Raw genomic sequence first — 26,087 nt, 5'->3', positions numbered from 1 at the left:
GGAATAATGTGCTAAATCACCTATCTTTATATCTAAAAATTTTGTATGAATATTAATTTTTTAGCTTCCAAAACTAGAAACTTTTGGTATTTTTTGAGAAAATCTGCTGGTCAAATTTCCATTCTAGGAATTATTCTGAGTTTATCTTTGATATTGTTATCTAGTTGTCAGGGAATTAAACAAAAGGACGATGGGGTAATTCATCTGACACTTTGGCAAGCGATTAATCCACCTGCACATCGAGAGATTTTTGGAAAATTAGTCGATAAATTTAATCAAACTCATCCTAATATTCAGGTTGAGTCTATATTTGAACCAGAACCTAATTTACCAAAGATATTAACATCAGTTGTCGCTAATGTACCCCCAGATATCCTGTCATTTCACCCGGAATATACAGGCCAATTTGTGGAATTAGGGGCACTTCGACCTTTAGAAGATTGGTTGGACAAATCGCCCATCAAGTCAGACATTAGACCTAACTTATTGCCAGAAATGCAGTTAGATGGTCACATTTGGTCAGTGCCAATGCACACCAGTAATGTTGGGATTTTTTACCGTCCGAAACTTTTTGCAGCTGCGGGAATTACAGAAATACCCAAAACTTGGGATGAATTGAGACAAGTTGCCAAAAAATTAACTATAGACCGCAATGGCGATCGCCGCCCCGAACAGTATGGAATGTTACTGCCTTTAGGGAAAGGAGGATGGACTGTATTTAGTTGGTTGCCGTTTTTATATAGTGCTGATGGCGAGATTGTCACCAATAATCGCCCGAATTTAATGAATCAAGGTGCGATCGCAGCCTTAAAATTTTGGCAAGACTTGATCGAAGATGGTTCAGTAATGCTTTCTGCGCCAGAACGAGGTTATGAAGAGGAAGCTTTTCTTACAGGTCGTGTTGCAATGCAGATTACAGGCCCTTGGACTTTAATCATGAAATCTGAGGTAGATCATCAAGTATTACCCATACCAGCAGGTGTCAAAGCTGCTACCGTTACAGGTACTGGAAACTTTTTTGTGATGAAGACTACACCCGCAAGAGAGCAAGCAGCATTCAAATTTTTAGAGTATATTTTGAGCGAGGAATTCCAAATAGAATGGAGCATAGGGACGGGTTTTTTACCAGTTACCCTCAAATCGGCTCAAAGCAAAGCTTATCAGCAATTCATCAATGAAAAACCAGTGTTAAAAGTGTTTTTTGACCAATTACCTGTGGCACATTCTCAACCAATTATTGCTGGATATAGCCGTATTTCTGACAGTCTTGGTCGAGCTATAGAAGCGACAATACTAGGAGAGTCTGCGAAAAAAGCCCTCAAAACAGCACAAGAGCGTTTAGATTTGATTTGGGATGACAAATAATATCATGTTCGGGTAAAGACTTATCATTTAGACTGCCGTGCTGTACTAGTCTCTTGATTAATCAAATCAATCTTTCTAAGGCGTGTTGCAAATCATTTGTCACATCAGCAACAGCTTGTCTACCACCTAAACGATTTTCCTTATATGCCGGGTAATGCTCAGAAATAGATATGGGTTTACCCACATTTATTTTGACTTTTTGCTTACCCAATTGCGGACGGTGTACAACTTTATTGCCTTTGATTTTAGCAATCATTTGCCATAAAATTAAAGTTGTCTCAGCAAACCTTTCTGCTGTGGGATTTTCTCGAATATAATTACCAGAAACTGCCACAAAACTTTCTACTAAACGCATGTGCCACATCCGCGCATTCGCTTCTTCGGCAATGCGATCGCCTAAAGCTCTTTCAACAGCAGATACTCCTTTAACATCCTTAAATTCTTCTCTAAATATATAATTCCAACCCGCTTGTTCTACTCGCCGACAACGGTCACTTAAATTACCTTTGGACTGCAAATCGAAATACTGTTCTGATATTAACAATGCCGCATTCAACAAAGCTTGTAAACGAACTGCTAACGCTTCATTTCTATCTGGAATTTGCCCGTTGACAATCTTAGGATCTGGCAGTTTTTGATGATAAAATCGGGTGTAAAATTCTTCCATGAGCAAAAGTAAATGTTCTGCCAAAGTCAACAATCGGGGATAAAGCGACTCCACAGAAGCATTTTCTGGTGGATGCACAGGTAAACCACTTGCTACTTCCAATTCACTTAAAAGATTAGCGATCGCATCCCAAGGAGCATCAACGTAACTATATTTAATCCCAACTGGTACAATTAGAACTTGTTCCGGGCGTTCAGCTTTGTGCAAATCTTCAGCACACCAAAAACCTAATTGGGCGATACCAGGTTCTAAAGGACTAATATTCTCTGATAAACCATTGGTTGCACCTTCAGGCGCAGCCGCCATCGGGAATTTCCCATTGGCAAATAAGTCACGCGCCGAACGTAACCCCGTCCAGTCAGCCTTACCGCGCTGAATCGGAGTACCGCCTAAATGAGACATAATCCAGCCAACCTGGGAACCTGCCCATAGAGGAATGCCGCGATCGTAGATAAAATGAGCGTGAATGGGAAATTGTAGTGGTATGTGTTGCGATCGCGCTACCTTTGGTACAAGTTGAGACAGCAAGTAACCTAAAGAAAGCGGATCGTCTGTTTTCGGATGGCGAAATGCCAGCATAAAACGGATCTTACCTTCCTGAAATTGGCGATAGAGATCCACCAGAACCTCTACGTTGTCTGCTTCAATTTGGGTAATAGATGTTTGCCAGTTTATCCAACTGGGTAGCAACAGATGCACAACTCGTAGAACTAAGGGGTTAAACGCTGGAGGAATAAATTCTAAGGGTGCTTGTGCTTGATAAATTACATCTGCCAAAGTAGTTTCTCCTAAAGATGCCGCGATTTATAATCATCTGGTGGTTATTTCTTTTAAGCTATCTTAGCTGCTGTAAGATGTCCTGACGACTGAAGTCGCAGCTACACACGACAAAACTTGCTTAGGCAGGTTATTGTAATGAAAAACTCCATCCCGCAAGTGGCGTGGAGTTTTTGGGCATGGGTAATGGAGCATTGGGAAGAAGTTACCAATGCCCTATGCCCCAAGCGACGGGGGCAGATTTTAAGTTGGTGAGGTACACAAAGATTCGTCTGTTACCCAGGTATAAAGCGTATTTATTTTACTCCTGAATTCTGAATTCTGAATTCTGCTATAAATCCCTAAGCTGGGGGAACTTGTGGAGAGAAAATATCTGTGAAATTCTCCTCAAGAAGCGAATCTGGTGTTTGGATAATAAATGGGAGTTCGGCTCCCACAAGACCTCTTTGGATGCGTTCTAAAGTCTCACTAAAAACGACAAACAGAGGATATATAGTATTAGCTCCCTCACTCAAAATATGACTGTGACGGAGAGGCATTAACCACTCATAATCATTGTCCAAGCAAACTTGGGTTTGTCGCCAACGTCCTAACAAATCAGAAAAGTCTTCGTGAGCGCGATGAATAAAGACTAAAATTTCTGCTCCAGTTTTGATTTTCCACTCAGGATCGCACATCAAAATTGCCACATCACAGGGTAAGCAAATCGTTTGTGGGGCTGTTGTAGCAGTGTTGCGCAGCCGGACTATTGGCAAAGGTATGGTGATGACACTTTCATCTGGACGGCGCAGACTGGGAATCATCTCCAAGTATGGCCGATATTGCTTTAGTAGAGCGATCGCAGCTAGATGATTGCTGTACTCTGCCAAACTCGCTTCGTACTGAGATTTTTGCACAGTCATAATTTATTAAATAGTGAGGAGTTAGGAGACGCGAAAAATCTTTGTCTGTACAAGAGTTAAGAATAAAATTAGTCAGTTAGGAATTAAAAGTTAGGAATAAAAAAATTAATTCCTAACTCATAACTTCTAACTCTTACTATTAATCCTTTATCCCAGCTTTTCAAATACCGCAAACATAGGCAGATACATCGCTAGCAAAATGGTTCCCACCATTCCCCCTAGAACTACAATCATCACCGGTTCCAAAATACTGGTCATTGCTTTTACTGCTTGCTCCACTTCATCTTCATAGAAATCGGCAACTTTCATCAGCATTGCATCTAATTCTCCAGTTTCTTCTCCGATACTAATCATCTGAATTGCCATAGCCGGAAAAACAGCATCTTTTTGTAAAGCAATGCTAATCATGCCCCCTTGTTGAATCTCCATCCGGGCTGAGTCTATGGCATTAGCAATAACTTGGTTTCCTGATGTATCTCGGACAATTTCTAAGCAAGTTAAAATTGGTACACCTGAACGAGTCAAAGAACCAAAAGTCCGGCTGAAGCGAGCAACTGAAGATTTTTGAATTAAGTCACCAAACAATGGCATCTTCAGGGAAAGACGATCGATTGTGATGCGACCAACAGGAGTTTTACCGTATTGTGTAAAGGCAAATTTAAATCCGATAAGAGCAGCAAGCAGGACGAAAGCACCCGGACTCCTCAAAAATTTACTAGCATCCATCAAGAATTGCGTTAGAGGTGGTAACGAGATTCCAATTTGCACAAAAATCGTGGCAAAAATTGGAATAAGAAAAATAGTCATGCCCAGAAAAATAGCAACGGCGATAAAACCTACAACCGTTGGATAAGACAGTGCTGATTTAATTTGGTTTTGTAAACGGGCAACATCTTCTAACAACTTAGCTAAACGATTTAATACTTCGTCTAGAACACCACCAACTTCGCCAGCTTGAATCATACTCACATATAATCCATCAAAACAATCAGGATGCTTCCGCATGGCCTCTGAAAGATTCATTCCGCTTTGAACATCGGTACTAATTTCCACAAGGGCTTGTTTCAATTTAGTATTACTACACTGTTCAGAAAGTACCCCCAGACTTCTAACGATCGCAACCCCCGCATTCATCAAAACGGCAAATTGACGCGAAAAAACAGCTTTGTCTTTTACAGAAACCTTAACTAAGGAATTCTGGAATTTTTTGAAGGCAATATCTGGCTGAAATCCTTGAGATTGTTTAAGTTCTTGAACTACAAAACCTTGATCTCTCAGATTAGTACGAGCTTGTACCAAGGATTCAGCAACAATTTTTTCTGTTCGAGATTTTCCTTGTGAATCCCGAACACGGGCAACGAAGTTTGGCATAATTAAATTCAAAATAATTGTTATTTATTCGGCATGGGGCATTGGGAGTGCTGAGTGCTGAGTGCTGAGTGCTGAGTTAGGAGTTAGGAGTTAAGAGTTAGGAGTTAAGAGTTAAGAGTTAGGAGTTTTGTTTATCCCCTTGTCTCCCTTGTCTCCCTTGTCTCCCTTGTCTCCCTCATCTCCCTCATCCCCCCTTCCTTTAATGCGCTTTGGCAGCCGCACCAGGTTTCGCACCTGCTGCCTGGGGTGGTACAGAAGTACCGATGAGACGTTGGATTTCATCTGGCTTAGAAGTCTTAGACATTGCCGCTTCAAAAGAAATCGTTCCGGCTTTGTAAAAATCGGCTAAAACCTTCTCCAGAGTTTGCATTCCCAATTTGCCGCCAGTTTGAATTGCTGAGTAAATTTGAGATGTTTTACCTTCTCGAATCAAGTTGGAAATAGCAGGAGTGACAATCAGAATTTCTTGAGCCATCACCCGACCATATTCACCAGGTTTAGGGCTTTTCTTGGACACCAAGGTTTGGCTAAATACTGCCACCAACGAGTTAGACAACTGCACCCGCACTTGGGTTTGTCTTTCATGGGGGAAAACGTCAATAATCCGGTCAACTGTTTGGGCGGCAGAACTAGTGTGTAGCGTACCAAATACCAAGTGTCCTGTTTCCGCAGCCGAAATCGCCAAAGAAATCGTTTCCAAATCGCGCATTTCCCCCACCAGAACAATGTCTGGATCTTCCCGCAAAGCTGCTTTCAAAGCATTAGCAAAGCTCTTTGTATCTTCGCCTAGTTGCCGTTGGTGAACCAAGCTTTTAATTGGTTCGTAGACAAATTCAATCGGGTCTTCCACTGTTAAAATATGCTCTGCCTTGGTGCGGTTAATCAAGTCAATCATTGCCGCTAGGGTAGTTGTCTTGCCGGAACCTGTAGGGCCTGTCACCAGAATTAATCCTCTGGGCTTATCTGTCATTTCCCGCACCACATCTGGCAAACCTAATTTTTCAAAGTTAGGAATCTTAGAACTTAATGCCCGTAAGCAAGCAGCATAAGAACCACGTTCTTTATAGACATTGACCCGGAAACGAGCCAAACCTTTAACACCATAAGAACAATCCAACTCCCAGTTCTGCTCTAAGGTTTTACGCTGGGTATTGTTGAGCATACTAAAAATCAGCCTTTGACATTGATCGGCTGTCATTACATGCTCACCTATGGGGGTGAGTTTGCCACTGATGCGGAAGTAGGGAGGCAAACCTGCGGATAAATGCAAATCCGAGCCACCCATTTCAATCAACTGCTCCATCAAATCTTCAATCATCATTTCCATAGTTCTGCTTCCTTTTAATGTTTATTATTTGTCCTTTGTCCGTTGTCATTTGTCCTTTGTTTTAAGTTGCTAACCAATGACCAATGACCAATGACCAATGACTAATGACCAATGACCAATTACCAATGACCAATGACCAATGACTACTTTTGAAACCGAGATGTCATACAGTAGGGACAATCCAGCCATTCTGGTTTCAATGTGGCATCGCAAGCCAAGCAGGTAAGACCTGTCTTGCGTTTGGCTTTTAACTCTGCTTCCAAACCAGTATCAGTAAACGTCACTCGTTCTACTTCTTCTAGGGTGGTGGAACCTTCACGCACTAAGTCCAAACTGTAAGCCAGTAAGGTTTTCATGCCCTCTTCTATCGCCACTTCCTTGATGCGTTCCGTGGGTGCATCTTCGTTGATCAGAGTTTGCAGGTTTTCGGTAACTCGCATCACTTCATAAACACCACAACGCCCTTTGTAGCCGCCGCCATTACATTTTGGGCAAAGGTGATTTTTGGCTTTGGCATCGGCGATCGCATCTAATGTCAAACTGTTAGCTTTATAGAAGGTGACTCCCACATCAGAGGAAGCTGATAGACCATAACGAGCCAGTTCCTCGGTTGTGGGAGTGTAGGGAACGCGACATTCAGAACAGACACGCCGCACCAAACGTTGAGCTAATACGCCAATTAGGGAACTAGAAACCATGAAAGGCTCAATCCCCATTTCTCCCAAACGTGCGATCGCACCTGGGGCATCATTGGTATGTAAGGTAGTTAATACTAAGTGACCGGTCAAGGCAGCTTCAATCGCTGTTTTTGCCGTTTCCTTATCCCGCGTTTCACCCACCAGCAGCACATCTGGATCTTGTCGTAAGAAAGCCCGCAGAGCGGTAGCAAAATCCAGCCCTTTTTCCCGAATCACCTGTACTTGAGTAATCCCTGGAAGACTGTACTCAATTGGGTCTTCTACAGTACTGATATTAATACCGGGATCATTCTTTTCTGAGAGTGCAGAATACAGCGAGGTTGTTTTTCCAGAACCAGTTGGCCCAGTTACCAAAATTAGCCCAAAGGGACGGCTGACCATATCTTGGACAATATGTAAAGTCTCTGGATCGGTAATTAACTTATCTAATCCCAATTGGGTTGAGGAGTTATCCAAAATCCGTAGTACTACCTTTTCCCCGTAGCGACTGGGCAAGGTATTCACCCGGAAATCTACTTTGCGCCCCTCAAACATCCGCCGGATACGTCCATCTTGGGGCATCCGGCGTTCTGCAATGTCTAGATTGGAGATGATTTTAAATCGGGCTGTCACCGCCGGGATGATTTTTTTCGGTAGGGGATCAAAAGCTTCCTTCAGTACGCCATCTTTGCGAAAGCGAATGCGTAAGTTTTCTTCTTGCGGTTCGATATGAATGTCAGAAACGCCCTCATGCAAGGCTTTAGCGAGGATTCTATTGACTAGGTTGATGACTGGGGCATCCTCTGCACCCTTCATCGCTGCCCCTAGATCAGCCTCCATTTCTTCAGGAGCATCGGAAAGATCGAGATTTCCGAGGTTTTCTAAATCCTGATTAATATCTGTAAACTTTTCTTGATCTAGGTGCTTCTGTTTAACAGCCATTTCATCCAAATATTGGTTGATTAGCTGTTGGTAGTCTTCCTGGGTAATCACCATGCGCTGCAACGCCAAACCTTGGGGGCGCAAGATGCGGTTCAGGTCGTCGGAAGCCTCTAAATTATCTGGAGCGACCATCGCCACTAAAACTGAGGGCGGGGTTTGGTCTTCGTGTTTTGACAGTGGTACTAAACGATGACGACGGCAAATATCCACTGGGATGAGGGTTTCAATCAGGTTCCCCATCATCGTGTTGCCAACAGAGTTGACTTCGGGATCGAGAAATTCAACTCCGTATAGGATTTTAAGTTCAAATAGCTGCTGTTTTTTGTATTGCCTGAGCAACTCAGGCGATAGTTGTTGCCCAGTGATTGACTCTAGTACTTCGGTTAGGGGTCTGCCAGATTTGCGGCTTTCAATTAGTGCCTGCCTCATCTGTTCGGTATTGACATAGCCAGATTGGACTAGCTTGTTGCCGAAGGGCGAAAACTCTGTTCTAGTAGTTAGAGCGGTACTGCGCCGTTGTGGTGACGAGTTCATAAATGAGCAATTGATTTGGGGAAACCTCTGCTTAAAGTATTCCCAGGCTGTGAGGCAGAATTCTCATTTTGCAAAAAAGCGAATAGAATTCGCGGCTACACAAACAAAGTCCGCCTACACGGACTAAAGAAAAATTGAGTGTTTTAAACCCACGGAGGTGGGTTTTGCCTGTGTAGACGCGGTTTCTAACCGCCCTTTTACTAAACCACTAGTCGTTCGGGTTCCCGCCTTAGTAGCGTCTGGGCTAACGTGTTCACCATTTGTCACAATAAGAGGACGGTTTCATCACTTCCAGGAACTTGCCGGCAATAAAATCAACCTCAGTGGCATGTCGTGGATGACGACGGCTGCCAGCTGTGGAGATACACTGCCATAAATAGGATCTGGAATGAATAGACAATGATCGATGAAAATAAACAGATAAACAATACAAGCCAGCAATTGGGTGAACCAACAGAGGTAAAGCAAGCAATGATGAGTGACTCCCCAGCCCAAATTAATTTCAATGAATCTGGTAGCGAAGTGACAGAGCAAGTGGCAGCCCAAACAGGAGATACGGCTACTATCAATCCAGAAAATAGCTTCGCTGCAACCGAGAAAACTGAAGTAGAAAGGGCCGCTTTGGTAGAACTGACTCAACAAATTGAGTCCCTCAAAACGCAACTAGAGGAGCGTAGCACTCAATATATGCGGATTGCCGCTGATTTTGAGAATTACCGGAAACGCACTAGTAAAGAAAAAGAAGACTTAGAGTTGCAGGTGAAGCGGACTACGATTTTGGAATTGCTACCAGTGGTCGATAATTTTGAGCGGGCGCGATCGCACCTCAAACCACAGTCTGATGGCGAAATGACCATGCACAAAAGTTACCAAGGTGTTTACAAACAATTAGTAGATAGCCTGAAGCGCTTGGGTGTATCACCAATGCGTCCCGAAAATCAAGAATTCGATCCTAACCTGCACGAAGCAGTAATGCGGGAACCTACGGATGAACATCCTGAAGGAACAGTGTTAGAAGAGTTAGTGCGCGGATATTACTTGGGCGATCGCGTGCTACGCCATGCAATGGTCAAAGTAGCTGCTCCCAAGGAAGATAGCCCTGCTGCACCAGAAGATCAGTCGAGTCAAGCCTTCAGTTAAGCTGTAGTCGCTCGCCTCGCTGACCTCAAGTGCCTGGGTTATAGCAAAGACGAGCATCGCGTACCTAAAACTTGGACAAGGCTTTGGATAACTCTCTGTGTTTCAACTTCTTGATTGCTACCAGCAACAGGGGTTACACAGACGTTATCCGCTAGCCTTTGTTCTTAACAAAAAAGTTAGTCCGCGACATAATTACAGCAGAAATATTCAGTAAAAATACTGGCGAATATGGGAAAAGTTATTGGGATCGACTTAGGCACTACTAACAGTTGCGTCGCAGTTTTGGAGGGCGGTCAACCACTGGTGATCTCCAATTCTGAAGGTGGACGAACTACTCCAAGTATTGTGGGATTTGGGAAGAGTGGCGATCGCTTGGTTGGTCAATTGGCAAAGCGCCAAGCCGTAACCAATGCTGAGAACACAATTTACAGTATTAAACGATTTATTGGGCGGCGTTGGGAAGATACTGAAGTAGAACGCGATCGCGTCCCCTACAACTGTGTCAAAGGTCGAGACGAGACTGTTGATGTCCAAATTCGCTCAAAAAATTACACGCCCCAAGAATTATCCGCGATGATCCTGCAAAAGCTGAAGCAGGATGCGGAAAACTTTTTAGGTGAGGAGGTCACTCAAGCAGTGATCACCGTACCAGCATATTTCACAGATGCCCAAAGACAAGCAACTAAAGATGCTGGCACGATCGCAGGATTAGAAGTCTTGCGAATCATCAATGAGCCAACCGCTGCGGCTTTAGCTTTCGGATTGGAAAAGCAAGACCAAGAGCAGCTAATTCTAGTATTTGACTTGGGAGGCGGTACTTTTGACGTATCGATCCTGCAACTTGGGGATGGCGTTTTTGAAGTAAAGGCGACTTGTGGTAACAACCACTTGGGTGGAGACGACTTTGATAATGCGATCGTCCTTTGGATGATGGAACGTTTTCAAGAACAAGAAAAAATCGACCTTTCCAAAGACAAAATGGCATTGCAACGTCTGCGGGAAGCTGCGGAAAAGGCAAAAATTGAACTCTCCAGTATGGTGAATACCTCCATCAACTTGCCCTTTATCACATCTGATGATACCGGGCCAAAGCATCTGGAGATGGAACTCAGCCGCTCGAAATTTGAAGAACTCGCCGCGAAATTAATTGAAGCAACCATCGAACCACTGATCCAATCGCTCAAAGATGCGGATCTCAAACCAGAAGCCATAGATCGGATTATTTTGGTAGGTGGTTCTACGCGTATTCCCGCAGTCCAAAACGCGCTAATTAAGTTTTTCAACGGCAAAGCTCCCGATCGCTCCATCAACCCTGACGAAGCTGTAGCATTGGGAGCAGCTATTCAAGCAGGTGTATTGGGTGGCGAAGTCGATAATCTCTTACTACTGGATGTCACCCCTCTGTCCTTGGGAATTGAAACTTTGGGTGAAGTGTTCACCAAAATCATTGAACGCAACACCACAATTCCTACGAGTCGGTCACAAGTTTTTTCCACCGCCGTTGATGGGCAAACCTCAGTGGAAATTCACATCCTCCAAGGTGAACGGGCAATGTCACGAGATAACAAGAGTCTCGGCAAGTTTCTGCTCGCAGGAATCCCCCCGTCGCCCCGTGGAGTACCGCAAATTGAAGTATCCTTTGAAATCGATGTCAACGGTATCCTGAAGGTTTCTGCTCAAGATAAAGGTACTGGTAGAGAACAGAGTGTCAGGATTACTAATACAGGTGGTTTGAGTAGCAACGAAGTCGAACGGATGCGCCAAGAGGCGGAACTGTTTTCTGAAGAAGATAAAAGACGTAAAGAACTGGTTGAACTCAAAAACCAAGCTGATAATTTGTTGTTCAGTTATGAATCCACTATCAAGGATAATGGCAACTTTATCGGCGAACAGATGAAAACCTTAGCCAGTGAAAAAGTTTCACAACTCCAAGCTGCAATGATTGACTCCAGCATCTCCACAGTGGCATTTAAGCAGCGCTTAGACGACTTCCAACAAACCCTGCTTGCGATCGGTGCTGATGTCTACAATCGAGCTAACAGCCAAACTGATGAGATTGAGGGGGGTTCATCTGGTCACTTTACCCCAGAAGTAGACTCACCAATGAATGGCACACTAATACCACAATTCAACTTTGATTTTGACGAGGAAAGTACAGCACAAGCTGATTATGAAGCGATAGATTAGGCATGGGGCGTTAGGAGTGCTGAGTGCGTTAGGAGTGCTGAGTGCTGAGTTAAGAGTTAAGAGTTAAGAGTTAAGAATTAAGAGTTCGGGTTTTGTTTATCTCCTTCTCCCCTTGCCTCCCGTGCCTCCCCTGCTCCCTCATCTCCCTGCCCCCTGCCCGGAGAATTGCCTACGGCAGCAAGTTACGCAATTTCTTTAATATTTTGCAAAGTGTAACAAATTTAGTCAGCAATAGTATCACTAGATGATACTATAAAAATGGAACTTAATAGTAAACACCAGAAAACTTTTGATGCCCTTTTTCAAAACCCCACCAGATCAAATATTTTATGGAATGATATAGAGTCTTTATTAATTGCTCTTGGTGCAGAGGTATCAGATGTTGAGGGTCAAGAGTCAGATTTGCTCTTAATGATATAAGAGCTATATTTCACAGGCCACATCCTGAAAAAGAAACTGACAAAGGTGCTGTTAAGTCGATGCGCCGATTCTTGACAGAAGCGGGTATTAAAGAAGCGGAGACTGAAAATGATGAAATATAAAGGATACGAGGCAATTGTAGAATTTGATGCTGAGGCAGAAATTTTTCACGGTGAAATAATTAATATTCGGGACGTGATTACTTTTCAAGGTAGTAGCGTAGACGAGCTAAAGCTTGCTTTTTCTGATTCAGTGGATGATTATTTAGATTTTTGTAGAGAACGCGGGGAGGAGCCTGATAAGCCATTCTCTGGGAAATTCATGGTCAGAATTGACCCTGATTTACACAAAAAAATTGTAGTTAAAGCAAAAAAAGAGGGACAAAGCCTTAACTCGTTGGTCGAAAAAAGCTTATGCCTCTATGTTAGTTAATATAGATTTAACAAAGTTTCACAAGACCCCAGTGGTTTGCTAGATTGTAGAAGCAAATTACTTTGGGCTAGGCAGTATGCCAGTTCAGATACAATCCAAAGTAGGTGGGTGGTTTTCCACACCTAATGGTGCGGCTAGCCCCTCTGGTTGATGGGCGGGGTTTTGCTCTGCTACGTAGCACAATTGTAAAAGAGACAGCCGACTCAGCAGTGAGAAGTCCAAGCAGAGGCTTCCCCTACTCTTAACTTCTATAGCTTTTGTCGTCTCCCACGAGGAAAGCACCTGTTGCTCAACATTTGTCGGTGATTTTTGTAAAAGGTAAAGGGTAAAATCAATTTATTAACAAAAATTAATTTTATCTTCTGCCTATCCTCCGGCAAGCTGCCCTTTAAAGGATAATGTGTTGCTCTTGCATATCTGTAGGCAAAACATTTATCCATAGGGTAGCAAGTAACCATGAATGACGTTCTACTGACTTCTGCTTTCTTCCTTCTAACTTTTACCTTTGCTATATGGCCCGCGACTACTATGAAATCCTGGGTGTCTCTCGTGACACTGACAAAGAAGAAATTAAACAAGCCTATCGCCGTCTAGCCCGGAAGTATCACCCAGATGTGAACAAAGAACCGGGGGCGGAGGATCGCTTTAAAGAAATTAACCGCGCTTATGAGGTACTCTCAGAACCCGAAACCCGCGCTCGTTACGATCGCTTTGGGCCAGAGGGTGTATCGGGTGCTGCTGGCGCGGGCTTTCAAGATGTCGGCGATATGAGTGGTTTTGCCGATATCTTTGAAAGCATTTTTAGTGGCTTTGCTGGCGGTATGGGTAATCCTACGCAACAAAGACGGCGCAGTGGGCCGGCGAGGGGTGATGATCTGCGGCTAGACCTAAAGTTAGACTTTCGGGAAGCAATATTTGGCGGCGAAAAAGAAATCCGCATTTCCCATCTAGAAAATTGTGAAGTTTGTAGCGGTTCTGGTGCTAAACCTGGAACCCGCCCTCGGACTTGTTCGACTTGTGGCGGATCGGCTCAAGTCCGCCGTGTGACTAGAACACCCTTTGGCAGTTTTACCCAAGTCTCGACTTGTCCCACCTGTAATGGTACAGGGATGGTAATTGAAGATAAGTGTGATGCGTGTGATGGTAAGGGCGCAAATCAAGTTACAAAGAAACTCAAAATTACCATTCCGGCTGGGGTGGATAATGGTACACGTTTGCGGATTTCTAGTGAAGGAGATGCTGGCCAACGTAGCGGGCCACCTGGGGATTTATACGTTTACTTGTTTGTAAATGAGGACGAGGAATTCCAACGGGATGGGATTAATATTCTCTCAGAAATCAAAGTTAGCTACCTGCAAGCGATTTTAGGTTGTCGGTTAGAGGTAGATACAGTAGATGGGCTGGTAGAATTAATCATTCCAGCCGGAACTCAGCCGAATACAGTGATGAAGTTGGAAAATCGCGGCGTACCCCGCTTGGGTAATCCCGTAAGTCGTGGGGATCACATGCTGAACGTATTAATTGATATTCCCAATAAAGTCACCCCAGAGGAGAGGGAACTGCTGGAGAAGCTAGCTAAAATTAAGGGCGATCGCACTGGTAAAGGCGGTCTAGAAGGATTTTTGGGAAATTTATTTAAGTAATGATGCCCTCTTCTGTTTTAACTCCCGATGCTCAACTTGATTTACGCGGCACCCCTTGCCCGATTAATTTCGTGCGGACAAAACTACGTCTGGAGAAAATGCCATTGGGAGGTTTGCTAGAAGTCTGGCTAGACCCTGGTGAGCCGATCGAGCAGGTTCCTGATAGTTTGACAATGGCAGGTTATCAGGTGGAACAAATTACAGACTGCACTAATTATTTTTCTCTATTAGTGCGCCGTCCTGTTGCTGGCCAATGACAGGGGAAAATTTTGCCGCAACTGGACAGTTATTGGGTACGGTGGTGGCTGTACAGGCTAATTTTTATCGAGTACAGCTGGATCAAGAGGCAGGGGAGCAGAGGAGCAGGGGAGCAGAGGAGAAACTGGATTTAAATGCCTTTCTGCCCCACTGTCCCACTACCGCCTCGCCTCCTTTGCTGCTTTGTACCCGGAGAACACGTCTGAAAAAAATCGGGCAACAGGTGATGGTGGGCGATCGCGTTGTGGTAGAGGAGCCAGATTGGGCTGGAGGACGGGGTGCGATCGCTGAGGTTTTACCGCGCCAAAGTGAGTTAGATCGTCCAGCGATCGCTAATGTCAACCAAATTCTATTGGTATTTGCCGTAGCCGATCCACCTTTGGAACCTTATCAGTTGAGCCGATTTTTGATTAAGGCTGAATCTACTGGCTTGGATGTACTTTTATGCTTGAATAAAAGTGATTTAATTTCACCGCAAGAACAGCAACAAGTTAGCGATCGCCTTCTCGGTTGGGGTTATCAACCAATATTTATCAGTGTTAAAGATAGTATAAATACTGAACAAGCAGCCAGATATTTGAGTAATAAAATTACTGTAATTGCTGGGCCTTCCGGCGTGGGTAAATCCAGCTTAATTAATACGCTAATTGATTCGGCAAAGCTGCGAGTCGGAGAAGTTTCTGGTAAACTAGCTCGTGGTCGTCATACCACTCGCCATATAGAATTATTTGAGTTGCCTAGCGGTGGTTTACTGGCTGATACTCCCGGTTTTAATCAGCCGGATATGGATTGTATACCAGAAGAATTAATCCATTATTTCCCAGAAGCCAGAAAGCGGTTAGCAGTTGCTAGCTGTCGGTTTAGTGATTGTCTGCATCGAGACGAGCCTGAGTGTGTGGTGCGGGGAGACTGGGAACGATATGAACATTATTTAGAATTTTTGGACGCTGCGATCGCTCATCAAACACAGCTTCATCAACAAGCCGATCCAGAATCCACCATGAAGTTAAAAAGCAAAAGTAAAGGCAAAGGGCAGAGTCAATACGAACCCAAGTTAGAAAGTAAAAAATATCGTCGGATTTCCCGCAAGACTCAGTTACAAGACTTGCAAGAATTATATCGGGATGAGGAATAATGATTGCGATGTCTACGACGGGTTGCGCCTACGCGCTTCTATGCATTTGAGTGCGATATTTTTTTGTGTTGAAAACGATCGCTCAGTCACAATAGGATAAAGACAAAAAGAGCGATCGCTATGTCTCAATCTTTAGCTACTGCTTCTCAAGCTGATGTCAATGAGAGTATAATTTTCCCACCAGGCGACATCTATAGTGACGAACCCCCCTTGGAATCTGATTTACACCGTGAACAAATAGATTTACTCATTCGCCTAATTAAATGGTGGTGGCGCGTAGGCGTAGCCCGTCGTAGACATCGTCAGGATTTTTATGCTACCGGCAACCTGACGATCTATTTCAGTCCCAACCAGAAAAAGTCAGAAGAATTTCGCGGCCCTGATTTCTTTGTGGTTTTAGATACAGAAAAAAAAGACCGCAAAAGCTGGGTTGTGTGGCAAGAAGATGGCAAATACCCCAATATAATTATTGAACTATTATCTAATTCCCCTGCCTCGGTTGATAAAGGTTTAAAAAAGCAAATTTACCAGAATACATTTCGCACTCCAGATTACTTTTGGTTTGATCCAAACAACCTAGAATTACAGGGATTTCACATAGTTGATGGGCAATACAGCGCTTCCGGCTATTATGCAATACAGTTTTTATCCTTGCCCCCTCCTAGCATAGCTTTCAGTTTTGAGGATGTACCTCATAGCTGCCGGAAGTGCTGTATCAAGAACTTGTACCCACTGAGTCGGGTTGGTTGTGGAGTCAGCAATTAGGGCTGTATTTAGCAGTATATTTGGGCAAATTACGCTTTTTTACATCAGATAGGCAACTGGTGATGTTGCCAGAAGAAGAAGCAAATCAACAGTTAGAGCAAGTAAATCAGCAACTACAGCAAGAACGTCAACGGACTGCAATATTGGCAGAACGCTTACGAGCCGCAGGTATTGACCCTGAGCAAATATTCTGAAAAATAGAATTTTATCTCTAAACTAGGCATGGGAAAATAGTGCTATGAACCAAACAATATCTGATCAAGTCCGTTGGACAACTTCAGACTTAGAATTACTCACAACTGACGAATGGAAGCGCTATGAAATTATTGACGGAGAGCTATTTGTGACTAGAGCGCCTCACTGGAGACATCAAGGCACTGCGGGTAATATATGCTTCGAGTTACAAATTTGGTCTCGCTCTAGTGGGCTAGGGGAAACCCGTCAAACTCCCGGTATAATTTTTACAGATGCCGATAATGTCATACCCGATGTAGTTTGGATTAGTCATGAGCGTTTAGCACAATTGCTAGATGACGAAGGGCATTTGAGAGGAGCGCCAGAACTCATTGTAGAAGTGCTTTCTCCTGGGACAACTAACGAACGTCGAGATCGAGAAGCCAAGCTAAAACTATACTCATCCACAGGAGTCCAAGAATATTGGATTGCAAATTGGCAATTACGGCAGCTAGAAGTTTATCGCCGAGAAACTGCACAATTAAAACTGATCGCAACCTTGTTGGCTGATGACGAAATTACGTCACCACTGTTACCAGGTTTCGGCGTTCGAGTTCAGCATTTTTTTGGATAGCGACTTCCAAATAAAAAAATATCCCTAAACTTATGTAAGAATTCTCTCTATTTCTTTTCCCTCTGTGTTCTCTGCGCGGCAGTCGCTCATGGGGGAAACCCCCAAGACAAGACCGCGCTGCCTTGTCTCTGTGGTAGCCTACAGCCAGAATATTGCCGGGAGAAGAAGCAAACCCGCAATTGAGTAAGTAGGCGATCAAAATTCAATGTATATGAAGAAATATAAACTTGAAGTAGCGTGTGTTACGCCGTAGGCTAATGCACCTTGAATTATTGAGGCGAGTTAGCTGAAAAATTGGCATAACGCTTATCAGCCAAAGGTCTTGAACCAGAATAAATATTTTCAGTGCAGGATTATACAATAAACAAATAGGCAGATATTACAACTAGTTAACAACAAAAGGCGATGGGGGCACAACATTTGTTATGCCCTCACAAGCACTGTAACTAACTCAATTGAAAACTATTCTTACGATCCCCATAAAGTCTTAAAATATTGTTAATTTCAGCCAAACCTCTCGACCTTCAACTTACAAGTATCACCCCAAAATCACTATGGCTATCGGCTACGTCGCGCTTGTACTCCACGCACATCTGCCCTTCGTTCGTCACCCAGAAAGTGACTACGTGCTGGAAGAAGAATGGCTCTATGAAGCCATTACAGAAACTTACATTCCATTATTGAAAGTATTTGAAGGCTTAAAGCGAGACGGTATCGACTTTAAAATCACAATGAGCATGACACCTCCTCTCGTGTCAATGCTCCGCGATCCTCTGCTGCAAGAACGCTATGAAGCACACTTAGCCCAACTAGAACAACTTATACAACTAGAAGCAGAACATAATGTCAATAACGGACATCTTCGTTATTTAGCGGAACATTACGCTACTGAGTTTAGCGAAGCGCGTCAGCTATGGGAACGTTACGGCGGTGACTTGGTGACAGCTTTTAAAAAGTTCCAAGACAGTAACAACCTGGAAATCATCACTTGCGGCGCTACTCATGGCTATTTGCCGTTGATGAAAATGTATCCCCAAGCAGTGTGGGCGCAAATTCAGGTAGCTTGCGAACATTATGAGCAAACCTTTGGACAAGCACCCAGAGGTATTTGGTTGCCGGAATGCGCCTACTATGAAGGTTTAGATCGGATGCTAGCCGATGCTGGGTTACGCTATTTCCTCACTGATGGGCATGGCATCCTTTACGCCCGTCCCCGTCCGCGCTTCGGCACTTATGCCCCAATTTATACAGAAACTGGTGTTGCTGTCTTTGGTCGAGATCATGAATCTTCCCAACAGGTATGGTCTTCTGAGGTGGGCTATCCTGGGGCGGCGGAATATCGAGAATTTTACAAAGATTTGGGCTGGGAAGCAGAATATGAGTACATTAAGCCCTACATTATGCCCAATGGCCAACGGAAAAATACGGGCATTAAGTATCACAAAATTACTGGTCGTGGCTTAGGGCTATCAGATAAGGCGCTCTACGATCCTTATTGGGCTAGGGAAAAGGCCGCAGAACACGCTGCTAACTTTATGTATAACCGAGAGCGGCAATCTGAGAATCTGTATAATATAATGCAGCGTCCGCCAATTATCGTTTCGCCTTATGACGCAGAGTTATTTGGACATTGGTGGTATGAAGGCCCTTGGTTTATTGATTACCTATTCCGTAAGTCGTGGTATGACCAAGGAACATATCAAATGACCCATTTAGCAGACTATTTGCGGGAGCAACCAACGCAGCAAGTTTGTCGTCCTTCGCAGTCGAGTTGGGGTTTCAAGGGTTTTCACGAATATTGGTTGAATGAAACGAATGCGTGGATTTATCCGCATTTGCACAAAGCTGCTGAACGGATGATTGAAATCTCGCACCTGGAACCAGAAGATGAGTTGGGGGAAAAAGCATTGAACCAAGCAGCGCGGGAATTGTTATTAGCACAATCTTCCGACTGGGCATTTATTATGCGGACGGGAACGATGGTACCTTATGCAGTTAGACGGACGCGATCGCACCTAATGCGGTTTAATAAGCTCTATGAAGATGTGAAAATCGGCAAAGTTGACAGTGGTTGGTTGGAAAAAGTCGAGTTAATGGATAATATCTTCCCCGAAATCAACTATCGCGTCTACCGTCCGTTGTAGTCTCACAAAAAATAATCAACAGTAGTAGGGTGGGCAATGCTCACCCTATATTAGTAGTGAGGAGCATTCGTTTATTTTACCAACAACAGATCAAGCCTTAGCCTGTGTAAGGGTTTGTCAAATGCTGTCAAATCTTTACAAAGACATCCGCTTATTTCGATTTGACGACAAAACAGGGCAAGTTTACATACTGTCTGGAGATGATATTCAAATAATTGTATTGAACAATGGTATTTGGGATTTTGTCAATGAACCAGAATTATGAGCAAATGAGTTTTACAGAGTTGAGAGCTTACGTCGTGGAAAACCGTGAAGATATTGAAGCTCTACGTTTTTTGATGAGCAAACGTGACCCTAATTCCAAAGGTTATCCTATGCCTGTAACAGAAGCAGATATGCAAGCCCAAATGGAAATTATCAGGCGGAAGATTAACGGAGAACTTTGAGATTATTGTCTAATTCAGTAAGCATAATTAGGGTGGGTAAATCATACTCACCCGATTATTTGATTAACACTGCTGAATTTAGCTAAAGGCTATCTGGATCAATATTTAATTCTCGAAGTTTAGCAGCTAATCTTTGCGTTTTCTCTTCTGCGGTTTGTCGTGCAGCTACTTCCTCTTCATGAGTTAGGAGTGTTTCACTCGTAGCTGGATTGTAAAAACGTAGTTTTCCTGCTTCTAGGCGCAACTCTAGCCCTAAAACTTGACTGGGTAGAGACATTGTACCATCTGGCAAGGTATTGGCTGCTACTGGGAAATAATTCCCATCGACCAAGTGTAAACCCTGGAGTTGGGGATTGAGATAATCACCTGTGGGGTCATATTGAAAATATTCACGCACTCCCAGAAAAGCGTAAATTCCTTTTTTTGCACCTTGGTCTTTACTGCGGGTGCTTTTTGAGGTAATTTCTAGAACAAAATCTGGGGTTTGATTATTTTCTTCCCAGGTTTTGTAAGAGCGTCTGTCACGGTTTTCCACTCCGAAGACTACAAATACATCTGGTGCGACAACCGATTCTGGATAACCTTTTTCGTAGTAAATAAATAGATTACCTGCGACGTATACATCTGGGTGATTTTGAAAATAAATTTCCAGCACAGTGGTAGCGTATACAAGACACTTGCGCTGTAAATCACCTTCAGCCATCGGCTTACCATCCTCATCTGGGTACTCAATTGGGGTAACAGGGATATACTCTATTGAGACTGTCATGGGCAAATCCCTCAACTCAACTAGGGCTAGATTCAATACTATCGCTGCTTAATCTTCTTTTTCCTCGCCAGCATTTTCTAACTCACATTCTGCAAGCAGATTATCAATACTTTCAGGAAAATCTCCATTTTCTACTTTTTTGCTAAAAACTTGATAACAATCTTTTTTATCGCCTTCTTTCCGAGGATAACCTAACCAAATAATAATAATAATTTTTGGTTCTTTAAATGCTCTAAAGAATAATCTATATCGTTCAGGTAGCCCCATCTTTTTGAGACGGCTATACTTTTGCAAAGGTTTTTGCAAAGCAAAATGACTAGCAAAAGGGTCTTGAGGAATTTTTTCTTTAATCCCAATATTCAATGCTTTTAAGAATTTGACATCTGAATGTGTAATAAATTCTTCTTTAGGTAACTCATTTTTTAAAACACGAACCCTATTACGCAATTCTACCCATTGTTCGTTAAACAATGGGTAGAAAAAAATCTGCCAACCATTACAAGTAAATGCAGCCATTAATCTATAACTACATCAGCCAGTAAATCATCCATTGCATCGCTCATTTCTTGGGTATAAGGAACGAGTTTAGAAGGATTTTGCATAGCATCCTTCATGAGAAAGTCAAGAAAAAGGCTCATCATAATGCCCTCATCTCCATCAGCTTCATCAACATTATCAGTTTCTAATCTAACTAAGAACGTGTTATCAGATAGCACTTCAATATGGCCTGAAGCATTAGCTAAATGGGGATAATCCTTAGAGAATGCGCGAGGTAAGCGAAACCCATCTTGATTTCCTACCTTTGCATGAGTTATGGGATAACTTTTTACAGCCATGAGCTAATTCCTGAGTAGGAAGATACTAGGCATTTAAATAGAATACCTAGACACTACAAATTTGATGTGAGAAGTTACGTTATGTTATAACAACTGTTATAACTTACAACTAAACCATAACAGATTCCCTAAAAAAAGACTAGAAGTTAATATAAGAATTTTTGATTAAGTAGATATACTTTTAAAGCAAATTGCATATCGGGACTTAAACATTTTTGAGGAATAAACAAGCCTCAAACCCATGCAGGGTAAGGTAAATACACCAAATGCTCAAAAATGGCTCAAACCCAGATATATCAATAAACCAAGCAAAACGATGTCAAAGTCTGTCTGTATATAGATTTGAGGCTTTTTTCTTGGTATTTTTTGTCTAAGTCCCAATATTAACCTCTGAGTGCTATATGCAGACTTGGAAGCATAACATATAAAAAAGACAGGCAAAATGCCTGTCCTACAATGAATGATTTAGCAAAGAATTTAGAAATTCATCTCAGCAGCTTGAACTTTCTCAATCTGCTTCTTCTTCAGCACCAGCATAACTTGGGCTAACATTACAAGAGCGATGAACGCAATCATCCATTTGACTCTAGAAGCGTCTTGTAGTACGATTTCTGCATCTATTTGACCGAATCCACCGACGTTCGGGTTGCTGGTCAAAGCATCACCAGTCTTAACTGCTTGTCCTTCGGAAACGAGCAATTCTGGCCCTAAAGGAATCGTATCAACGACAACATCACCAGATTCCGGTTGGATGTTTACCAAATATTTAACGTTACCGTCTCCATCTTCTTCTTTGGCAATCTTGGTAATTGTGCCAGTAGCGGAAGCGTTGTAAACAGTGTTATTGCTCTTTTCGCCAGTTGGATAAACTTGTCCGCGTCCCCGATTACCACCTACGTGAACTGAATATTTACCGAAGTGGATGTTTTTGTCGGTTGCGGGGTTGGGAGAAAGAACTGGGAAGACGATTTCCTGATACTGTTCGCCAGGTAAAGGACCGACGATGACGACGTTATCTTTGCCTTCGCTGTAGGGTTGGAAGGTAGTGTCGCCAACTTCTTTTTTAAGTTCTTCGGAAAGGCGATCTTCGGGGGCAATCTTAAAGCCTTCGGGTAGCATTAGTACTGCACCGACGTTCAAGCCAACCTTAGAACCATCAGCACCAACTTGCTGGGCGCTCAGATCGTAGGGGATTTTCACCACAGCTTTGAATACAGTGTCAGGTAGTACCGATTGGGGAACTTCCACTTCTGTAACCTTGGCGGCTAGGTGACAGTTGGCACAAACAATCCGCCCGGTTGGTTCGCGGGGGGTTTCGGGATAGGTTTGCTGCGCCCAAAAGGGATAGGCGGCAGCTGATTGGGGAAGGGCTAGATCGCTGGTGAAGTAAAATGTCACAGTAGCGATCGCTATGAGCAATGTTTTTACGATCGCTCTAGCACTGCGAGTTAACCTCGCTGTCAGGAAAACATTTCTCATCTCTATAAGGGCGACAATTGAATTAGTCATTAGTCATTGGTCATTAGGATTGCTGAGTTAGGAGTTAGGAGTTAGGAGTTAGGAGTTAGGAGTTACTATTATCTCCTCTGCCCCTCTGCCCCTCTGCCCCTCTGCTTCTTCACTCCCTTACTCAGCACTCAGCACTCATAACTCAGCACTGATTAACCCCACCAAGGTGCATCACCTGTGCGGAAGTCGGTTTCAGTCCAAGGAGTTAAAACGATTTTGTCGTCGTTGACGTTGGTATGGGCTAAAGCCAGAGACAGAGGTGCTGGCCCCCGAACAACTTTACCAGTTTCGTCATACTGGGAACCATGACAAGGACATTTGAATTTGTTCTCAGCAATGTTCCAGGGGACAACACAACCTAAGTGGGTACAGATGGCGTTAATGCCATAATCTTTGATCGCCTCTTTGCTGTCTACCACAATGTAGGTAGGATCTCCCTTTAGTCCTTGGACTAGGTTGCGATCGCCCGCATTCCGGTTTTCTAGAAATTTCGTGACACTAACATCGTTACCTAACTCGTCTTTTGCTGTGACACCGCCACCAGCACCACCAGCAGCAGGTGGAATAAAGTACTTGACAACGGGATACAATGCACCCAGAGCCACTCCAGTGACAGTCCCAAAAGTGAGCAGATTCATGAACTGACGACGACCCATATCGGGCACGTCTGCTGATTCAGAAAATTGAGCCATAATCTACGCGCTCTTTGTGTATTTTGTTAAGCATTTTGACAAAAGTACTAATACTTGAGGAACTCTTGTCTAAGTCGAAATGCTAGCGCTCACAACGATGCCATACTTCTTTGTTCCAAGACATATTTAGCATCTTTTCTGTTAGCATTACATTTCTTTATATCCTTATCATACTGGAGTCACGGAACTTAACATCATAACTAAATGTAAAATCTGATTGAGAAAAGCTATGACAGGACAGGAATTACGTCAGATGTTGCTTGATAAGTGGGGATATTCTTATGATGTGCAGTTCCGGCGCGCACAGGGAAAGATATTTTTGCAAGTAATGTGGAAATATCTGGAGCAAGCTTCTTTTCCGTTGAGCGAGGCGGAGTACCAAGAGCATCTTGACAGCATTGCTAATTATCTTCATGCCTTGGGTGGGTCAATACAGGTACAAACTTTTATTTCTCAAACCCGCGATCGCCCCCGGCTGGGCAAAGCTGTCAGCATTCCTCTAGATTTGGGCGAACGTTCTTCAGAATGGATCTTATGACCAAGTTTTTCTTTATTTTCCCCTCTCTGGTAATAGCTATTAAACTGATTCTAGGTAATTTTCCTTGTCTGAATTTTTAACTTATTATTCACAACTTTTTGATTTCCAAAACCGCTTATCTTAGCCATGCAGTCACCAAATCCTATCTCACTCTTCTCGCTGACGGCTTTAGAAGTGTACAGTGATGAATCGGTGTACGCTCCCGGTTATATTCAGCCGCATGGAATGTTGCTAATGCTGCAAGAGCCAGACCTCACAATCTTGCAGATTAGTGAAAATGTGGAACAGTTTTTTGGGATTTCGGCAGAAGCATTGCTGGGTCAACCCTTACAACGACTGTTTTCTGACGCTCAAGTGCAGCGACTTGCTGGCTACTTAGCTGAAGACAACCTGGAGCTTTGCAATCTGTTTAAGCTAAAAACGCGGCGGAGGGTTGACCAGACTGGTTGGCAACGGAAAAGTCAGATATTTAGAGGCATGATGTACCGGACGGTAGATGGGTTGACTCTGGAACTGGAATCTCAGCGATCCATTAAAAGCACCCATTCAATCCAATTTTATCACCGCCTGGAAACCGCGATCGCTAATCTCCGTAATGCAACTGACCTGACAAATCTGGCTCAAACCATTGCCAGAGAAGTGAAAGCAATGACTGGATTTGATCGGGTTATGGTCTATCGCTTTGAGGCAGACGAGAGTGGTGTGGTGATTGCCGAGGAGAAACCGCAGCATCTAGAAAGCTACCTGGGACTGCACTATTTGATGATAGACATTCCCGCGCCAGCCCGTAAGTTGTTTTACCGCACCTGGATGCGATTTATTCCCGATATCAATTACACCCCTGTCAAACTGATTCCCACTAATTATCCTCTAACAAATACACCCCTTGATCTAAGTAATTCTGTGTTACGAGGAGTGTATCCCTGTCACATTGAATACTTACAGAATATGGGCGTTGCTGGGTCGATGACGATTTCGTTGATCAACGACAAACGCCTCTGGGGATTAATTGCCTGTCACCACTACACCCCTCAACTAGTGGATTATGAAACTCGCAAAGCCTGTGAATTTTTAGGACAGTTTGCCTCGATGGAACTAGTGCATCAGCAAGAACGAGAGTTGCATATTTACCAAAGGCAGGTGAAAGCGATTGAGCATGAACTACAACAGACGTTCTTGCACGAGTCCAATTTTATTGAGCAAGTGTTGACCCGAAATACTTCTCAATTGCTGGATCTAGTTCATGCTCAAGGAGCCGCGATTTTGCTTGACGGTCATCTAACATTAGTTGGTCAAACGCCATCAGTTACCCAGGTGGAGGAGCTTGTGACGTGGTTGGTACAACACAAGGAGGAATCAGTGTTTGCTACTGATTCCCTGTCACGTTTATATCCAGAAGCAAAGGCATTTAAAGATCAAGCCAGCGGCCTCCTGGCAATTTCCATTTTATTGAACCAGGTTAAACAAAAGTCTTACCACATTCTCTGGTTTCGACCGGAGCAAATCCAAACGGTGAATTGGGCAGGCAACCCCCAGGATGCAATCACAATCAAGGAAATTGGCGAGATGGAATTGTCTGCGCGGAAGTCGTTTGCAATGTGGAAGGAAACCGTGCGGGAAACTTCCTTACCTTGGGAGGTGGCGGAACTAGAAGCCGCTACTGAGATGCGAAATATGCTGATATTGGTAGTGCTGGAGTTTTCTCAGACAGCCCTCAAACAAGCCGCAGAACAAGCTGCGATCGCCAGCCGCGCCAAAAGCCAGTTCCTCGCTAAAATGAGCCACGAACTGCGGACTCCCCTC

The 26,087-nt window shown here is 43.6% G+C and carries 25 protein-coding genes and 2 pseudogenes; 16 read left to right on the top strand and 11 right to left on the bottom strand.

Going from position 1 to position 26,087, the window contains the following annotated elements:
* The first annotated feature begins 45 nt into the window (after positions 1–45).
* Positions 46–1,365 (top strand): ABC transporter substrate-binding protein, encoded by a 1,320-nt coding sequence (locus HWQ37_RS25120; RefSeq protein WP_292752391.1) that lies wholly within the window; start codon positions 46–48, stop codon positions 1,363–1,365.
* A gap of 61 nt (positions 1,366–1,426) precedes the next feature.
* Here HWQ37_RS25120 and HWQ37_RS25115 read toward each other — a convergent pair whose 3' ends face one another.
* The 5 genes and pseudogenes from HWQ37_RS25115 to HWQ37_RS25095 form a co-directional block, all read right to left on the bottom strand.
* A complete protein-coding gene (locus tag HWQ37_RS25115) occupies positions 1,427–2,809 on the bottom strand; it encodes a lysophospholipid acyltransferase family protein (RefSeq protein WP_292752389.1) in 1,383 nt (460 codons plus the stop codon).
* Positions 2,810–3,150: 341 nt separating this feature from the next.
* On the bottom strand, positions 3,151–3,711 hold the full coding sequence (locus tag HWQ37_RS25110) for a hypothetical protein (RefSeq protein WP_292752386.1): 561 nt from the start codon (positions 3,709–3,711) through the stop codon (positions 3,151–3,153).
* 147 nt (positions 3,712–3,858) lie between these two features.
* On the bottom strand, positions 3,859–5,082 hold the full coding sequence (locus tag HWQ37_RS25105) for a type II secretion system F family protein (protein ID WP_292752384.1): 1,224 nt from the start codon (positions 5,080–5,082) through the stop codon (positions 3,859–3,861).
* A 199-nt stretch (positions 5,083–5,281) separates the two neighbouring features.
* Positions 5,282–6,412, bottom strand: a pseudogene (locus tag HWQ37_RS25100) (type IV pilus twitching motility protein PilT); the annotation flags it as partial.
* Positions 6,413–6,552: 140 nt separating this feature from the next.
* Complete coding sequence (locus tag HWQ37_RS25095; RefSeq protein ID WP_292752378.1) at positions 6,553–8,562, bottom strand: GspE/PulE family protein; 2,010 nt, start codon at positions 8,560–8,562, stop codon at positions 6,553–6,555.
* 399 nt (positions 8,563–8,961) lie between these two features.
* Between HWQ37_RS25095 and grpE the strand changes: the two genes are divergently transcribed.
* The 5 genes from grpE to HWQ37_RS25075 all read left to right on the top strand — a co-directional run bounded on the left by grpE (position 8,962) and on the right by HWQ37_RS25075 (position 12,741).
* Positions 8,962–9,702 carry a nucleotide exchange factor GrpE gene (grpE, locus tag HWQ37_RS25090; RefSeq protein ID WP_292752375.1) on the top strand — a complete coding sequence of 247 codons (741 nt, stop codon included), beginning with the start codon at positions 8,962–8,964 and terminating at the stop codon, positions 9,700–9,702.
* Positions 9,703–9,930: 228 nt separating this feature from the next.
* Positions 9,931–11,889 (top strand): molecular chaperone DnaK, encoded by a 1,959-nt coding sequence (gene dnaK, locus HWQ37_RS25085; RefSeq protein WP_292752372.1) that lies wholly within the window; start codon positions 9,931–9,933, stop codon positions 11,887–11,889.
* Positions 11,890–12,147: 258 nt separating this feature from the next.
* On the top strand, positions 12,148–12,309 hold the full coding sequence (locus HWQ37_RS34735; protein WP_363318183.1) for a hypothetical protein: 162 nt from the start codon (positions 12,148–12,150) through the stop codon (positions 12,307–12,309).
* A complete protein-coding gene (locus HWQ37_RS34730) occupies positions 12,306–12,431 on the top strand; it encodes a hypothetical protein (RefSeq protein WP_363318184.1) in 126 nt (41 codons plus the stop codon). The genes HWQ37_RS34735 and HWQ37_RS34730 overlap by 4 nt, the downstream gene beginning before the upstream one ends.
* Positions 12,418–12,741 carry a type II toxin-antitoxin system HicB family antitoxin gene (locus HWQ37_RS25075; protein ID WP_292752369.1) on the top strand — a complete coding sequence of 108 codons (324 nt, stop codon included), beginning with the start codon at positions 12,418–12,420 and terminating at the stop codon, positions 12,739–12,741. Before HWQ37_RS34730 ends, HWQ37_RS25075 begins: the two co-directional genes overlap by 14 nt.
* 84 nt (positions 12,742–12,825) lie before the next feature.
* On the opposite strand, the gene HWQ37_RS25070 is transcribed toward HWQ37_RS25075, so the two are convergent.
* Entirely contained in the window at positions 12,826–13,023 is a 198-nt protein-coding gene (locus HWQ37_RS25070) for a hypothetical protein (protein WP_292752365.1), read from the bottom strand.
* A gap of 230 nt (positions 13,024–13,253) precedes the next feature.
* On the opposite strand from HWQ37_RS25070, the gene dnaJ reads away from it, so the two are divergent.
* The 8 genes and pseudogenes from dnaJ (at position 13,254) to HWQ37_RS25030 (ending at position 19,940) form a co-directional block, all read left to right on the top strand.
* Positions 13,254–14,384: a molecular chaperone DnaJ gene (gene dnaJ, locus HWQ37_RS25065; RefSeq protein ID WP_292752362.1), complete on the top strand. Its 1,131-nt coding sequence runs from the start codon at positions 13,254–13,256 to the stop codon at positions 14,382–14,384.
* On the top strand, positions 14,384–14,641 hold the full coding sequence (locus HWQ37_RS25060; RefSeq protein WP_292730168.1) for a sulfurtransferase TusA family protein: 258 nt from the start codon (positions 14,384–14,386) through the stop codon (positions 14,639–14,641). The genes dnaJ and HWQ37_RS25060 overlap by 1 nt, the downstream gene beginning before the upstream one ends.
* Positions 14,638–15,777, top strand: coding sequence for a small ribosomal subunit biogenesis GTPase RsgA (gene rsgA / locus HWQ37_RS25055; RefSeq protein ID WP_292752359.1), 1,140 nt, complete (start codon positions 14,638–14,640; stop codon positions 15,775–15,777). Before HWQ37_RS25060 ends, rsgA begins: the two co-directional genes overlap by 4 nt.
* A gap of 120 nt (positions 15,778–15,897) precedes the next feature.
* Positions 15,898–16,736: pseudogene (locus HWQ37_RS25050) on the top strand (Uma2 family endonuclease).
* A gap of 44 nt (positions 16,737–16,780) precedes the next feature.
* Positions 16,781–17,350, top strand: coding sequence for a Uma2 family endonuclease (locus HWQ37_RS25045; RefSeq protein ID WP_292752356.1), 570 nt, complete (start codon positions 16,781–16,783; stop codon positions 17,348–17,350).
* A 554-nt stretch (positions 17,351–17,904) separates the two neighbouring features.
* Complete coding sequence (locus HWQ37_RS25040) at positions 17,905–19,494, top strand: glycoside hydrolase family 57 protein (protein ID WP_292752353.1); 1,590 nt, start codon at positions 17,905–17,907, stop codon at positions 19,492–19,494.
* A 49-nt stretch (positions 19,495–19,543) separates the two neighbouring features.
* Positions 19,544–19,759, top strand: coding sequence for a DUF6888 family protein (locus HWQ37_RS25035; RefSeq protein ID WP_465249718.1), 216 nt, complete (start codon positions 19,544–19,546; stop codon positions 19,757–19,759).
* The gene (locus HWQ37_RS25030; RefSeq protein ID WP_069070282.1) at positions 19,743–19,940 is read left to right on the top strand and encodes a DUF6887 family protein; all 198 of its coding nucleotides are present in this window, start codon (positions 19,743–19,745) and stop codon (positions 19,938–19,940) included. The genes HWQ37_RS25035 and HWQ37_RS25030 overlap by 17 nt, the downstream gene beginning before the upstream one ends.
* A gap of 82 nt (positions 19,941–20,022) precedes the next feature.
* Here HWQ37_RS25030 and HWQ37_RS25025 read toward each other — a convergent pair whose 3' ends face one another.
* The 5 genes from HWQ37_RS25025 to petC form a co-directional block, all read right to left on the bottom strand.
* Positions 20,023–20,709, bottom strand: a complete 687-nt coding sequence (locus HWQ37_RS25025) for a Uma2 family endonuclease (protein ID WP_292752345.1) — start codon at positions 20,707–20,709, stop codon at positions 20,023–20,025.
* Positions 20,710–20,757: 48 nt separating this feature from the next.
* Positions 20,758–21,225, bottom strand: a complete 468-nt coding sequence (locus HWQ37_RS25020) for a type II toxin-antitoxin system YhaV family toxin (RefSeq protein WP_292752342.1) — start codon at positions 21,223–21,225, stop codon at positions 20,758–20,760.
* On the bottom strand, positions 21,225–21,545 hold the full coding sequence (locus HWQ37_RS25015) for a hypothetical protein (protein WP_292752339.1): 321 nt from the start codon (positions 21,543–21,545) through the stop codon (positions 21,225–21,227). Before HWQ37_RS25015 ends, HWQ37_RS25020 begins: the two co-directional genes overlap by 1 nt.
* 477 nt (positions 21,546–22,022) lie before the next feature.
* Positions 22,023–23,024, bottom strand: coding sequence for a cytochrome f (gene petA, locus HWQ37_RS25010; RefSeq protein ID WP_292752420.1), 1,002 nt, complete (start codon positions 23,022–23,024; stop codon positions 22,023–22,025).
* Positions 23,025–23,206: 182 nt separating this feature from the next.
* Complete coding sequence (petC, locus tag HWQ37_RS25005; protein ID WP_179063612.1) at positions 23,207–23,746, bottom strand: cytochrome b6-f complex iron-sulfur subunit; 540 nt, start codon at positions 23,744–23,746, stop codon at positions 23,207–23,209.
* Positions 23,747–23,975: 229 nt separating this feature from the next.
* On the opposite strand from petC, the gene HWQ37_RS25000 reads away from it, so the two are divergent.
* Positions 23,976–24,284 carry a DUF3067 family protein gene (locus HWQ37_RS25000; protein WP_292752333.1) on the top strand — a complete coding sequence of 103 codons (309 nt, stop codon included), beginning with the start codon at positions 23,976–23,978 and terminating at the stop codon, positions 24,282–24,284.
* Between the two features lie 126 nt (positions 24,285–24,410).
* The coding region (locus HWQ37_RS24995; RefSeq protein WP_292752330.1) for a GAF domain-containing protein at positions 24,411–26,087 on the top strand (1,677 nt) is incomplete at its 3' end.

It is taken from the genome of Nostoc sp. NMS4 (assembly GCF_017115095.1).
Classification (GTDB): domain Bacteria; phylum Cyanobacteriota; class Cyanobacteriia; order Cyanobacteriales; family Nostocaceae; genus Nostoc.
Note: the sequence above shows the minus strand (reverse complement) of the source record. Positions and strands in the feature narration are given on the sequence as shown.